The following is a 12,733-nucleotide window of genomic DNA, read 5'->3' as shown; positions in this document are numbered from 1 at the left end:
CGAGTCAGCGAGTACGTGCCGGGGCGAACGGGATTCCCGAAGTCATGCCGCGGCGGCCCACTATGAGGGACTCTCCGAGGAAACTCACACCGATGGAGAGCTGGAGGGGACGTGCGTCCGCGTGCATGCCCATCTTCACCGCCAGGACATGGAACCCGGCCGTGACCGCCAGGGCACCGACCAAGGCGAGGAAGGTGCGGCCGGTGTATCGCTGCCACAGGACACCTCCCTTGTCGACGAGCTGAACGGTGGCGCCGCGGAGTGCGCCGAGTGCCACACCGAGGACGGCGCCCGTGCTGACCCAGGTGAGGTCGGTGCCGGTCAGATCCGTTCTCTTGATGAGGGACAGGACGCCGATCCCGGTCAGGATCGCCGGGGTCACGAAGAGATCCTTCGCGTTGACCGGTTCACCGATCATCCGTTTGATCACGACCGCGATCACGACCGCCGCGATGATCGCAGCGAGCAGCCAGGGGTTCACGCGGGTACCACCCATCTTTATAGCGCGCTTGAGCTAAAAAGAATGTTAGCCCGGTCGTGCTATAAAGACAACGTGCCAAAGATCGTCGATCCCGTGGCCCGCCGCAGGGCAGTGGCGCAGGCCGTCCTGTCCGTCGCCGCCCGGCAGGGGCTGGAGCATGCGTCGCTGCGCAATGTCGCCGATGAAGCCGGACTCGCCGTCGGCTCGGTCCGCCATTACTTCGCCGACCACGACGAGTTGATGACCTTCGCGATGAGGGAGCTGAGCCGGCGCATCGGCGACCGCATCCGCAACCACGCCGAACGGCTCCTGACTCCCGACGGCAGCACCGACCGCCGGGCCGCAACAGAAGAACTCCTGGCCGAGTTGCTCCCCCTGGACGAGGCCCGCCGCCAGGAGTCCGCACTCTGGCTCGCCTTCACCGCCGCAACACTCACCCGCCCCGAACTGCGGCCCTGCGCCGCCGAAATGCAGGCCAACCTGCACACCTTGATGTCGCGCGTACTGCACGAAGCCCGGTGCGCCGGCGGGCTGCCCGGCGGCTTGGACATCGAACTGGAAAGCGCGCGGCTGGCCGCCCTCCTCGACGGACTCAATCTCCAGGCAACGCTGCTGCCGGACCGCTATCCACCCAAGCTGCTGCGGCAGGTACTACGACGACACCTGGACACCCTCAGGGCCGACAACTGACCTCCGGGGACGGCACTTGCTCGCAGTTCGCCACCCTGCCGGTGCGGCGCTCTACATGAAGGCCGAGCCCCGCCGGCCGGTCGCATGCGCGCGATGGTCCGACCCACCGGACAGACGCTAAGCCGGGCTGGACCCCTCAGCGAAGTACGGCAGCTCACCGACCTGCGCCGCGATCCAACGGATCGTTGAGGACATGACCTCGGAGCGACTGTCGCCCTCCAGCGGCGCCGGGCCGAAGGCGTCCAGGAGGCAGTCCACGATCAGCGAGCCTCCAGCGCACAGGGGACGCTGCCGGTTGTCTCAATGAGACCTGCTTTTGACCTGAGCGACGGCCCGGTATGCCCAGCGTCTAGGGTGGGCTTGTGCAGCATTTCGAGGTCGTGACTGTCGTCGCCGCACCCCCGGACCAGGTGTTCGCGATATGCCTGGACGTGGAGTCGCATACCCGCTCGATGGCCGATTCTTCGGAGCGAGCAGTTGGCGGCAACACCGGGGGCGAGCTGGCGCTCGGTGACACGGTGACCTTCCAGGCTCGCCATCTCGGCCTGACCTGGCGGCTCAAGGCCCGCATCACCTCCTACGACCGGCCCCGATGTTTCGTGGACGAGCAGGAGTCCGGACCCTTCAAACGATGGCGTCACGCCCACTACTTCGAGCCGGACGGCACCGGCGGCACCATCATGCGAGACGTCATCGACTTCTCCTCACCGCTGGGGCCTGTCGGACGCATCATCGACAGATTCCTCCTACGCCGATACATGTCCCACCTCATCAGAGTCCGCAACGCCTACCTAGCCGGCACTTTCGACTGAGTAGCCCGGCCCGGCGCACGCGCTCCACCGCAAACGCCCTGCGCCGCCGGTGGACCGGAGCGAGCGCGATGCATCTCTGCCCAGTCAGAGCGACCCGATGGGCCACGAGCGCCGGGGCCGAATTGACCAACAGCGCCCCAGGGTGTCGGCGCGCTCTCCCGAGAAGCACTTCGATGCGCGGCCATGGGCAATGGTTGGCCCGTTGCCCACGGCCGCGTCGCCGGCTCAGCGGACGTGCACCGTCACCACGTCAGAGGCGTGCAAGCGCACGGGCTTCTGGTCGTGCGGGCTGGTCAGGCCGTACAGCACCGCGCGGAACTTCAGGTCGCCGCGGCGTGCGGACGTGCCGTGTGCCGTGACCTTCGCGTCGCCCTCGACCGCCGCGCTGCACGTCTCCTGGTGCCACCCCTGGCCGAAGCCGTTCTCCTCCAGGCACAGCTGATGCAGGAAGCCGGCGCTGTCATCGCCGCCGTGCGCCTTGACCGTGATGGTCTTGCCGACCTGCGCCGTGCGCGGCGCCGTGATCTCCACGTCGCCCTTGGCGAACGCCGGCCCGGCGGCCAGCGCCACCGAGGCCAGACCCAGCGCCCCGATCGCCGCCACACGGCCGCCCCGCGCCTTGAACCCGGTCTTCTTCGTCCTGGTCATGGACTTCCCCTCCCGCGAATCCCCCAACGCGGCAGGACCCGCCCCCTCACGAAGGCGCACGGTGCGCCTCGCCGACTATGCAGATGGGCCCGCCGCCCCGCGCGTTGCCCCTCGCCCGGCGCCTTTGCGAATTCATGACATAGCCCGCTAACCAAGCACTGATCCCATCAACGGATGCCAAATCGCTTCTTGGGAGCGGCAATCCGATGGCCTGGACGGTCCGAAGTCGGCACCGGCAGGACAGGAAGGGGGCAGCGTGCGGTAGGCAACGACGAGAGTCCCGCGACGCCGAGCCCCGGCGCCGCGGTTGGTCCTGGCGCCGAGCCGAGCCTCAACGCCGCGCGTGGCGGATCTTCAGCCGTCCGAAGCCGACGGTTCCGGAGACCCGTATCTTCGGCCCGCCGGGGCGGGTGCGCCGATGGGGCTTGTAGAGCAAGTCTTTCCACCCGGTGTGCAGATCCTCGACGTCGACGATCGCGTCGCGAGGAACCGTGATCCTGGCCTTGCCGGTGCCTAGTTGCAGCTCGATGTCGACTGCCGGATGCTCGAAAACGGCCCGGGACAGATCGAGGCGCACCCTTCCGAAAGCGGACGCGACCTTGAGCGTCCGAGGTACCCGCCATGCGCCGCGCCGCTGGATGCGTCCGCCGGCGGCAGCAATCGTGGACGTGGTGCCCGCGCTCTCCTCCGGGAGCGAGGCCAGGGCCGACGCCAGCTCGCCGGGTGTCCTGGCCGTGAGCACCTGGTTGAGGCCTTCGTCCATCTCCTCGTGCGAGATGTGCCCCGCGGCGTACGCCTCCTGCAGGCGCTGTACGGCCGCGTCGCGAGCGTCTTCGGTCAACCGCGACGGCGGGTCTTCCGGCAGAGAGGTCACCGTCTCACTCTAGTGCCGTGCCGACGATGCGGACATCCCAAGTTACGTAGCTGGCAACGGAATTGAGGGCGGTCGGAGTTCTAGAGCAGCTTGCTCCAGAGCGTCGTCCACCACCGGGTGAGGATCAGCAGTGCGATCACGCCGTACCAGAGCACCGGCACCACCCAGTGGAACTCCAGCACCGTACGGCGCAGCCCCTCGGGGGCCGGGACGAGGCCGTGCTTGAGGTTGTGCACGGTGGTGTACCAGAACATCAGGATGGTGACGGACCAGGTCAGCATGCACCACAGGCACAGCGCGCTGATGACGTACAGCGACTGGACCATCAGCCACATGCAGAAGACTGCGGCGAGCCCCGTGCCGATGTTCAGCCCGATCCAGTACCAGCGGCGGAAGTGGGCACCTGCCAGCAGGGCCACACCGATCGCGACGATCACACCAAAGCCGACCAGTCCCGCCATCGGGTTCGGGAAGCCGAAGACCTCCGCCTGCTTGCTCTCCATGACGTCGGTGCAGGAGAAGATCAGGTTGAACGTGCAGGCCGGCTTGGCGTTCGGGTTTATCAGCAGCTCGATCTTGTCCAGGGTGATGACCCAGGACGCGAGCAGACCCAGCGCGCCGGTGATCACCAGGAGCAGCGCGAAACCGCGCCCCGAGCCGATGGTGTCCGCGTCCCTCGCGCGGTCGTCGCCGGTGGACACGTCGTCAAGCGCTGTCGTCGTCATATCGCCGTTCCGTCGATCCCTAGGAGGTGGGTCTCAGCAAGCGGACCCACGCCGCGGTCGCGGCACCGCCGTTCATTCTGCCCCAACTCGCCACGAACCAGAGTGTGATGAGCCCGAGGAAGCAGCGGCGGAACACAGCGCGCTCTCAGTGCTCTCTCGGCCTGGGAGCGGGCCGACGTCCACTCCCCCGGCGCCATGACAGATTCCCTAGCCATGGCGAACTCCCGTGCCACGACAAATTCCCGTACGCAGGCCGCCGCCGCTCGCGCCGGTCCCCCTCACGGCACCAGTCGCCGCTCCTTCGCGATCGCCACGGCGCCCGCGCGGGTGTCCACACCGAGCTTGTCGTAGATGCGGCGCAGGTGGGTCTTGACCGTGGCCTCGCTGATGTGGAGGGCGCGGGCGATGTCCCGGTTGCCGATGCCGCGGGCGAGCTGGGCCAGGATGTCGCGTTCGCGGTCGGTGAGGGTGGGCCGCGGTCGGCGGAGGTTGGCCATGACGCGGCTGGCGACCGGCGGGGACAGGGCGGTACGTCCCTCGGCGGCGGCGTGGATCGCGGCGAACAGCTCGTCGGGGCGCTCGGCTTTGAGCAGGTAGCCGGTGGCGCCCGCCTCGATGGCGCGGGTGATGTCGGCGTCGGTGTCGTAGGTGGTGAGGACCAGGATGTGGAGAGAGGTTCCGGGGACAGAGGTGAGACGGCGGGTGGTCTCCACGCCGTCGATGCCCTCGCCCAGTTGCAGATCCATCAGCACCACGTCCGGGGTGAGTTTCGCGGCCAGCGCGAGCGCCTCCTCACCGGTGCCGGCCTCCCCGACGACCTCGATGTCCGGGGCGCTGTCGAGCAGGGCGAGCAGCCCGGCCCGTACGACGGCGTGATCGTCGCAGACCAGGATGCGCACGGGAGCGCGGTCGGGGGTCATCGGGTCATCTCCAGGGGGACGGCGGCGGACAGGACGGTGCCCTCGCCGGGCGTGGACTCGATGGTCAGGGTGCCACCGAGCGCGCGCAGCCGGGCTCGTATGGCGGGCAGCCCGTGCCCGCGTCCGCTGCCGGGACGGTCGGGCAGCGCGGCGGGGTCGAAGCCGTGGCCGTCGTCGGAGACGTCCAGGACGACCTCGTCGTCGAGCAGCGTGAGGGTGAGGGTGGCGCTACCGGCGGCGGCGTGCTCGCGGACGTTGGCCAGGGCGCCCTGCGCGATGCGCAGCAGGGCGGACTGGACGCGCTCGGGCAGCCCGGGGAGCCGGCCGCCGTCGTCCACGTGGACGCGTACGGTCAGGTGCGCCCCGGACTCCCGCGCGGCCAGGGCACGCAGCGCCTGATCGAGGCCGCTGCCGCGGGCGAGGTCGGTGGGGGCCAGGTCGTGCACGAAGCGTCGGGCCTCGGTGAGGTTGTGCTCGGCGACGGACGCGGCGGTGCGTACGTGGGCGCGGGCCTTGCCCGGTTCGGTGTCCCACACCCGGTCCGCAGCCTGGAGCAGCATCCGCTGGCTGGACAGGCCCTGGGCGAGGGTGTCGTGGATCTCCATGGAGAGCCGCTGGCGTTCCGCGAGGGTGCCCTCGCGGCGTTCCGAGGCGGCGAGTTCGCGGCGGGTGCGGATCAGGTCGTCGATCAGCACGCGCTGGCGGGCGGCCTGCCGTTCCCTCTGCAGAAAAACGGCGGTGGCGAGGGCGGCGACGGCGGGCGGCGCGAGCACCAGGTTCGGGTCGAAACGCCCGGCAAGCTGTAGCTGCGCGGCGACGACGAGCGCCGTCAGGACGGCCACGAGAACGAGGGCCGCGCGGGACGGCAGCGTGCGCAGGCCGGTGTAGAAGAGGGGCACCGCGCACCAGGCGAAGCTGGGCGCGAGCACGACCAGCACCATCCACACCACGACGACCAGCGCCAGCCAGGCCGAACGCCGCCGGGTGGGTCGCGTGCCCGCGTCGCCCATCCCGGGCCCCAGCAGGTGCAGTGCGGCGAGCACGACGCACAGCCCGATGATCCATGGGGTGCGCGGCTCGCCTGGATGGCGCAGCAGGAATCGCGCGAGCGCTCCGCCGAGCAGCAGGAAGAACGCCGCGTGCATCACGGCACCGAGCCACCGGGTGTCCACGGCGCTCGGTTCGTACGGCCGGTTCCGCATCCGGAGACGTCTCCCGTCACGCTTGCATCGATGTGCCCCGCCGACCGCCGAGCGGCGCCGAGCTGGGCAAACACCTCCATTGTCACCGGGCGCGGGGGCCGGCCCGGTCAACCGATCGGATGACCCCGAGGTCGTCCGATCCGCAGTTCCGGGGCAGCCGGAACGCCGACCGTCCGGGCCCGGTACCGGGCCGAGAGTGGAGAACGGACGAAGCAGAGACGGCAACCGCGCCGCTCACCCACCTGAGGAGTCAACCGCCCCATGAACGCCATAGAGCACCCTCTGCGCAAGAAGTTCTCCCGCCGTGCCCGCGTCGCCACCGGCGGTGCCGTGCTCACCGCCGTCGCCCTTTCGGCCGTCGGAGCGGTGTCCGCGAACGCCTCCGCACCCGCCACGACATCCGCCACCGCCGCCTCGGCCTCCGTCCCGGCCCGGGCCACCACCACCGCCACCCATCTCACGATCGACGCCGCCACCAAGGCCGCGCAGGCCGCGCTCCACGCCGCCGAGAAGGAGAACCAGCGGGTCACCGTCGCCGTCGTCGACCGCAACGGCAACACCCTCGTCACCCTCCGCGGCGACGGCGCCGGCCCACAGTCCTACGAGTCCGCCGAGCGCAAGGCCTTCACCGCAGCCGCCTGGAACGCCCCCACCTCACAGCTCACCGAGCGCCTGCACCAAGCCCCCAACCTGAAGGACATCCCCGGCACCCTGTTCCTGGCGGGCGCTGTCCCCGTCACCGCCGAAAAGGCACCGATCGCCGGCATCGGCGTCGCGGGCGCGCCGTCCGGGACGCTGGATGAGAAGTTCGCGCAGGCGGGAGCGGAGGCGGTGGGCCGCTAGCCAACCGGCCCATGTGTTCCTCGGTATCGGCCTGAGCGGTGGTAGCCAGCCGGTCCCCGCTCGGGCCGGTGAGGTCCTTCTCGCCGGCTGGGTGGCGGCGGGTGCCGCGGACGGGCCAGGTGAGGGGCGAAGGGGCAGAACATGCGGACTAGGCGCGGTGCCGGGTCGAACTCCAGGCGCCAGTAATGCGGGACCACGGCCTCCGCGTACAGCAGCAGTTTGAGCAGCGAGCCTTGACCGTTTGCCACGGCTGTCCCTCAGCCGCCGCCGTCACCTCCGCAGCCGCCGCCTCCTCCACCGAAGCCATCACCGCAACTGCCACCATCACCACCGGCTCCGTCGTGACGGTAGCTGGAACCACCGGAATTGCCGGATGAGTGTTTCTGACGCCCCTCAGAAATCAACCAATACACGAGCCAAGGCACCCACACCCACCACAAGCCCAGAAACACGTCCACGAGAAAGAGCACAAAATTGACAAGCTGGTTGTCAGTACGCTCGAACATGGCCACACGCCCCCACCCCGCAGCCAAAAGGCCTGGACCGGCAATTGTGACACAAGCGTGTAACCAAGACGCCGGTGTCAATTCACTTTCAGCCACCGAGCCAGCATGCCGGGTTTCTCGCCCTTCGCGGTGCCCACTACTTCGTGATCGTTAAGGGCCGGAGCTTCCTCGCCGCCGGTGAGCGCCGGGGGCGGCGAGCGGGAGGCCAGTCGCGTCGGTGATCAGCTGGTGCCTGCCGCTCGTCCCGCCCCGGCCGACGGAGCTTCGCCCCGTCTTGGCCCCCCAAGACACCCAGATATAGAAGCCGTCGACCGCCGCGCAGGAGAAGTCCAGTGCGTTCGCGCTACGGAGATTGGCGAAGAGGCCCGCCCCCTGCAGCCGGGCCAGACGTTTGCCTCGGTCCAGTCAGTCAAACTGGCGCTTGCACCCAGACGCCGACTCGACACTCAGCCCCGGGCAACGACCACCGCACCCCGAAGATTCAACGAAGAAACCCTTCATAGTTGCGCTGCTGAAGCTGGCTCTCGATCTGCTTCACGGTCTCCAGGCCCACACTCACGATGATGAGGATGCTCGTCCCGCCGAACGGGAAGTTCTGGTTCGCGTTGAAGAGCACCAACTCCAGTGTGGGTACGAGCGCGATCAGCCCCAGGTACAGCGAGCCCGGCCACGTGATCCGACTGAGCACATAGCTGAGGTACTCGGCAGTCGGGCGACCGGCCCGGATGCCCGGTATGAAGCCACCGTGCTTCTTCATGTTGTCGGAAACCTCTTCGGGGTTGAAGCTGATGGCCACGTAGAAGAAGGCGAAGAACACGATCAGCAGGAAGTACGCGGCGATGTATACGGGGCTGTCTCCCTTGCTGAAGTTGGTGGCGATCCAGGTCGCCCATGCCGCCTGCGACCCGCTGAACTGGGCGATGAGCGCCGGGATGGAGAGCAGCGAGGACGCGAAGATAACGGGAATCACACCTGCCTGGTTCACCTTGAGCGGGATGTAAGTCGACGTCCCGCCATAGGAACGGCGCCCGATCATCCGCTTCGCGTACTGCACCGGAATGCGCCGCTGGGCCTGCTCGACGAAGACCACCAGGGCGACCATCGCCAGACCCACCAGGATCACTGCGAAGAACTCGATCCAGCCGCCGGCGAGCTCGCCCTCAAGCTTGACCTGCCACAGCGCGCCCGGAAAGCGGGCGGCGATCGAGATGAACATCAGGATCGACATGCCGTTCCCGATACCGCGGCTGGTGACCAACTCGGCGAGCCACATGGTCAGGCAGGTGCCGGCGGTCATCGTGATCACCATCGTGATGGCGGTGAAGGCCGAGTCGCTGGGCACGACAGGGCGCGTGCAGCCCGGGAAGAGCGTACCGGCGCGGGCGGCGGCCACCAGACCGGTGCCCTCCAGGGCGGCGAGCGCCACGGTCAGATAGCGGGTGTACTGGGTGATCTTCGCCTGCCCGGACTGCCCTTCCTTCTTGAGGGTCTCCAGCCGCGGGATCACCACGGTCAGCAGCTGGAGGATGATGCTCGCCGTGATGTACGGCATGATCCCCAGCGCGAAGATCGTGACCTGCATCAGCGCACCACCGCTGAACATGTTCACCAGGCCGAACAACCCACCGTCGGCGCGGGGCCGCTCCATGCAGAACTCGACGTTCGCGTACTTCACCCCTGGGACCGGGATGTGCACTCCGATCCGGTAGAGCACGATGACGCCCAAGGTGAACAACAGCTTCTTGCGCAGTTCGGGCGTCTTGAACGCGCGGGCGAACGCGGTGAGCACGGTGCCTCCTGCGCCTCCCGACACATTTCGGGCCGGGAGGCGACGGTTTCGAGGATCGACGAATACATGGCGGATGAACGGTGCGGAGCTCGCCCGCTCGGCGGGAGCCGAGGCAGAGGCGTGTGACCGACTCGGTTGACCAGGGCGCGGTACGCGCGCACGCCAAGTCGCCGTCTCCCTCTCACCGAGGTCCACGGAACTGGGCTTCTGTACACACCCATCGGGACCGCTTGAACGCGGCCAGGGCGCTACTTGGCGGTCGAGGTTTGTGTCGGCGTCGGAACCGGCCTGGTAATTGAGGTGCAGGTCGGCATCGGAACCGGCTTGAGGGGTGACGTACGGCTGGGCATCGAAGGCGCGGCGGTCGAAAGGTGATACGGCATCGGCACCGGCCGGGTGGTTGACGTGCAGGTCGGCATCGGAGCCGTGGCACTGGGCCCGGGGCGGGGCCTCGACGGTGTCGGGCCCGGCTCCGCGGGGGTGCCGGAGCGGTGCTGAGGGCCGGCGGGGCCACCGTCCTGAGCAAGGGAACTTGGCAGGACCATCAGTCCGACCCCGAGTCCGGCGACGGTCAGCACGGAGCCGGTGGCCGTCCAGGCCGCCCGAGCCCTCCGGCGTGCCCGAACGCCGGCGTGCAGTCGGTCCCGGTGCCGGTCCTCATAGAGCGTTTCCTCGTGGCTGTCGCGCATCATCCGCGCCAGCTCCTGTTCGAAGTGATCCATAGCTCCCTCTTCACTCCACCGGCTCTGCCTCGGCCAGAAGCTGACGCAGCCGTGCAACGCCGCGGGTCGTCAGTGAACGGGCGGTACCCACCGGACAGCCCAGCACCTCCGCGACATCCCGCTCGGGCAGGTCCTGGTAGTAGCGCAGCACCACCGCAGCCCGCTGCCGCGTCGGCAGCAACGCCAACACGGCCTCCAACCGGGTCTGCTCGTCCACGGCAGCGGTCTCATCTGCCACCTCGGGCGGGTCGGGCAGCTGGTCCACAGGGTGCTCGCCCCACCAGCGACGCCGCGCCGAGCGCGCCGCGGCACGGGCCAGGACTCTGCGCACATACGCCTCAGGCGCCTGATCGGCCACCTTCGGCCAGGCAAACCACAGTTTGACCAGCGCTTCCTGCAGCAGATCCTCGGCCCGGTGCCGGTCTCCGCCGGTGAACAGCCGCGCCAGGTGAAGCAACGCCGACCACCGAGCCGCCACGAACCGGTCGAACTCATCGGCCCGCATCCGCCCCATCAGTGTCGCCCCTTCACCTCAACACGCCCCTACACCCTCAATAAAGACACTGGCCCCTACCTCGCTATGCACCCCCAGCAAGTGACTTGGATCACTCGGAGGGTCTCGCCGCCTGCCAGTGGAGCGCCGCCCCCTCAACGATCACCGGTCGTCGCACTTGCCGGGACCGTTCGCCCTGCCCGCGCCGTCTGCGTGCAAGCTCGACGAACACGAGCACAACGGCGCGCTTGTCCGTGCCACGGCGTAGAGACCGGCCTCGAACTCCCAGACCAACACGGACCGATGCTCGGGTCAGCCAGCGTTCAGCCGCTCACCGCCGGGCACCAACACACGGTGTGCGCTCTTTCCCAGGCACTGCCGCCGTGGGCGGGTCTTCCAGGGCGCAGGCATGATCTCGTGATGCTCAGGCCGTGGGGTCGGTCGGTGATGTCGTCCTCGGCGAGGATTCGGTGGACGGTGTCTCCCGGATGTCATCGCGCCCGGACGCGACCTTGCCGGCGAAGAACGCGAACAGGGGCGGCGCCGTGCCCGGACGGGTCGTACGGACGACATGCTGGTCAGCGTCGGTGATCTGGTCGACCGAGGTCCAGCACCCGGTGCGGTGGTCAGGCTTCTTCGTGAGCGCCCGAACTCGGTCGTGGTCATGGGCAACCATGAGCGAAAGCACGTGCGCGTGATCTCCTACGTGCAGACCAGCTTGGCACCGCCGACCTCTGTGTCTCGGCCATGCCGACACAATGCGGTATCTGACCTGAGGGCTGCACCATCAGCCGCTTGGCGGGAACGGTGGTAGTGGGTTACCGATCCCCGGTGGCGAGAGTGAACTGGTGTCAGCTCCCCGCTTCGGCTACCGATCTCTTGCTCAGGAACTGCTTCGCCGCCTCAACCGCGCTTTCGTCGAGTTCCTCGACGGAGACTCCCCAGCTCTCCTCCCAGCCGTCCAGGTTGTGCGCGCAATGGACGAGCGGTTCCAGCTCTTCGGGGTAGCCGAGGTCATAGGCGACGTCTGCCCAGATGAAGTGGGTGCCGACGGCGGGATTCAGAGAGCCGTCGGCGATCTGGCCGGCGACCCAGTAGGCCATCGCCCACTTCGCGGCCCGAGGGTCAGTGGGCGGATGGAAGAGCAGGCCCAACTCCTCCAGCACCTGGTCGAAGAGCGCCGGAGCCTCCGGCTCTTCGCTCCGGAGCAGACCGGCCAGCATGGCGAGGGAAGGACTCTCAACCCCAGCGATCAGCGCGTCCAGCCCAGCCTGGATGAGCTGGTCAGACCCGACGTGCTGATCAAATGCCTTCGCGTGCGCGAGGTGGCTGAGCTGCTTGAGAGCCTCGTCGCGGGTCATCACGGCCTTCTCGATCGGCATCTGGGAGAGGGAGGCTCGCATATTCACAGCCCGTTCTGCCATCGAGTTCTTCCTGCAGTGTTCGGTGATCAGGACATGAGAACCCGGCATTACCACTGCAGCGGTAGCGGTTGCATTGCGCAGCATGTGCGTCCACGAACTGGGTTCTCACACGAGGGTTTTCAAGCGGACGGACACGTCGCAGTACGCAATGCCCTCGCGGCAGTCTGCTGGGCAGTCGATGGCCGTTGAGGTCCCAGGGACCTTCGTGGCCAAACGTGACGAGCAGCTTTCCCTCGTCACGCGTCTTGTAGCCAGTGTTCAGGCAGTCAACGACGTTGCGGTCGAGCGGTCCACCCGCTGCGGCGACGAGGCCGTCATACGACCCCCGCTCATCGCGAAGCCACGGGCCGGGCTTGGGCCTGGTGACCGGGTCCGTGACTCCCAATACCTCCCAGTCGTCAGCCCAGCCGACGCTGCGGCGTCCCCGCCGACAGATGCCGCGGCTCTCAGCACGTCCTCCCGTTGACGCTCCGGGGACGACGTAGCCGACTTCATGGGGGACAGCCGCTGCATGCCAAGCAGGCACTTTCCGCATCCGTCACAGGGGCGATCGACCACGTTCAGCCCCGTACCGCGCAAAGCTTCCCGGGTCGGGCACGCAGGG

General features: G+C 68.3%; 16 protein-coding genes. 4 read left to right on the top strand and 12 right to left on the bottom strand.

Annotated elements, in window-relative coordinates:
* Nucleotides 1-4: 4 nt before the first annotated feature.
* The gene (locus ACGFN2_RS01900) at nucleotides 5-496 is read right to left on the bottom strand and encodes a DUF1453 domain-containing protein (protein WP_393356759.1); all 492 of its coding nucleotides are present in this window, start codon (nucleotides 494-496) and stop codon (nucleotides 5-7) included.
* A 57-nt stretch (nucleotides 497-553) separates the two neighbouring features.
* On the opposite strand from ACGFN2_RS01900, the gene ACGFN2_RS01895 reads away from it, so the two are divergent.
* Nucleotides 554-1,171, top strand: a complete 618-nt coding sequence (locus tag ACGFN2_RS01895; RefSeq protein WP_393356757.1) for a TetR/AcrR family transcriptional regulator — start codon at nucleotides 554-556, stop codon at nucleotides 1,169-1,171.
* Nucleotides 1,172-1,288: 117 nt separating this feature from the next.
* Here the strand turns inward: ACGFN2_RS01895 and ACGFN2_RS01890 are convergent, their stop codons facing one another.
* On the bottom strand, nucleotides 1,289-1,429 hold the full coding sequence (locus tag ACGFN2_RS01890) for a hypothetical protein (protein WP_393356755.1): 141 nt from the start codon (nucleotides 1,427-1,429) through the stop codon (nucleotides 1,289-1,291).
* Nucleotides 1,430-1,533: 104 nt separating this feature from the next.
* Between ACGFN2_RS01890 and ACGFN2_RS01885 the strand changes: the two genes are divergently transcribed.
* Complete coding sequence (locus tag ACGFN2_RS01885; protein WP_393356753.1) at nucleotides 1,534-1,983, top strand: SRPBCC family protein; 450 nt, start codon at nucleotides 1,534-1,536, stop codon at nucleotides 1,981-1,983.
* A 225-nt stretch (nucleotides 1,984-2,208) separates the two neighbouring features.
* On the opposite strand, the gene ACGFN2_RS01880 is transcribed toward ACGFN2_RS01885, so the two are convergent.
* The 5 genes from ACGFN2_RS01880 to ACGFN2_RS01860 all read right to left on the bottom strand — a co-directional run bounded on the left by ACGFN2_RS01880 (nucleotide 2,209) and on the right by ACGFN2_RS01860 (nucleotide 6,352).
* Nucleotides 2,209-2,631, bottom strand: a complete 423-nt coding sequence (locus ACGFN2_RS01880) for a hypothetical protein (protein WP_393356751.1) — start codon at nucleotides 2,629-2,631, stop codon at nucleotides 2,209-2,211.
* Nucleotides 2,632-2,962: 331 nt separating this feature from the next.
* Nucleotides 2,963-3,505, bottom strand: coding sequence for a DUF1707 domain-containing protein (locus ACGFN2_RS01875; protein ID WP_362601676.1), 543 nt, complete (start codon nucleotides 3,503-3,505; stop codon nucleotides 2,963-2,965).
* Nucleotides 3,506-3,585: 80 nt separating this feature from the next.
* Nucleotides 3,586-4,230 carry a vitamin K epoxide reductase family protein gene (locus tag ACGFN2_RS01870; RefSeq protein WP_362601673.1) on the bottom strand — a complete coding sequence of 215 codons (645 nt, stop codon included), beginning with the start codon at nucleotides 4,228-4,230 and terminating at the stop codon, nucleotides 3,586-3,588.
* A gap of 278 nt (nucleotides 4,231-4,508) precedes the next feature.
* On the bottom strand, nucleotides 4,509-5,150 hold the full coding sequence (locus ACGFN2_RS01865) for a response regulator (RefSeq protein ID WP_393356748.1): 642 nt from the start codon (nucleotides 5,148-5,150) through the stop codon (nucleotides 4,509-4,511).
* The gene (locus tag ACGFN2_RS01860; protein ID WP_393356746.1) at nucleotides 5,147-6,352 is read right to left on the bottom strand and encodes a sensor histidine kinase; all 1,206 of its coding nucleotides are present in this window, start codon (nucleotides 6,350-6,352) and stop codon (nucleotides 5,147-5,149) included. Before ACGFN2_RS01860 ends, ACGFN2_RS01865 begins: the two co-directional genes overlap by 4 nt.
* A gap of 261 nt (nucleotides 6,353-6,613) precedes the next feature.
* On the opposite strand from ACGFN2_RS01860, the gene ACGFN2_RS01855 reads away from it, so the two are divergent.
* Nucleotides 6,614-7,195, top strand: a complete 582-nt coding sequence (locus ACGFN2_RS01855) for a heme-binding protein (protein WP_393356744.1) — start codon at nucleotides 6,614-6,616, stop codon at nucleotides 7,193-7,195.
* 257 nt (nucleotides 7,196-7,452) lie between these two features.
* Here ACGFN2_RS01855 and ACGFN2_RS01850 read toward each other — a convergent pair whose 3' ends face one another.
* The 4 genes from ACGFN2_RS01850 to ACGFN2_RS01835 form a co-directional block, all read right to left on the bottom strand.
* Nucleotides 7,453-7,707 carry a hypothetical protein gene (locus ACGFN2_RS01850; protein ID WP_393356742.1) on the bottom strand — a complete coding sequence of 85 codons (255 nt, stop codon included), beginning with the start codon at nucleotides 7,705-7,707 and terminating at the stop codon, nucleotides 7,453-7,455.
* Between the two features lie 475 nt (nucleotides 7,708-8,182).
* Complete coding sequence (gene secY, locus ACGFN2_RS01845; protein WP_393356740.1) at nucleotides 8,183-9,490, bottom strand: preprotein translocase subunit SecY; 1,308 nt, start codon at nucleotides 9,488-9,490, stop codon at nucleotides 8,183-8,185.
* A 732-nt stretch (nucleotides 9,491-10,222) separates the two neighbouring features.
* A complete protein-coding gene (locus tag ACGFN2_RS01840; protein ID WP_362608269.1) occupies nucleotides 10,223-10,726 on the bottom strand; it encodes a SigE family RNA polymerase sigma factor in 504 nt (167 codons plus the stop codon).
* A 403-nt stretch (nucleotides 10,727-11,129) separates the two neighbouring features.
* Nucleotides 11,130-11,393: a hypothetical protein gene (locus ACGFN2_RS01835; RefSeq protein ID WP_393357180.1), complete on the bottom strand. Its 264-nt coding sequence runs from the start codon at nucleotides 11,391-11,393 to the stop codon at nucleotides 11,130-11,132.
* Between ACGFN2_RS01835 and ACGFN2_RS01830 the strand changes: the two genes are divergently transcribed.
* Nucleotides 11,277-11,519, top strand: coding sequence for a metallophosphoesterase (locus tag ACGFN2_RS01830; protein WP_393356738.1), 243 nt, complete (start codon nucleotides 11,277-11,279; stop codon nucleotides 11,517-11,519). The two genes, ACGFN2_RS01835 and ACGFN2_RS01830, sit on opposite strands and share 117 nt — an antisense overlap.
* A 37-nt stretch (nucleotides 11,520-11,556) precedes the next feature.
* Here the strand turns inward: ACGFN2_RS01830 and ACGFN2_RS01825 are convergent, their stop codons facing one another.
* Nucleotides 11,557-12,087, bottom strand: coding sequence for a hypothetical protein (locus ACGFN2_RS01825; RefSeq protein ID WP_393356736.1), 531 nt, complete (start codon nucleotides 12,085-12,087; stop codon nucleotides 11,557-11,559).
* Nucleotides 12,088-12,733 lie beyond the last annotated feature (646 nt).

This window comes from Streptomyces sp. NPDC048612 (assembly GCF_043199295.1).
Taxonomy (GTDB): domain Bacteria; phylum Actinomycetota; class Actinomycetes; order Streptomycetales; family Streptomycetaceae; genus Streptomyces.
Note: the sequence above shows the minus strand (reverse complement) of the source record. Positions and strands in the feature narration are given on the sequence as shown.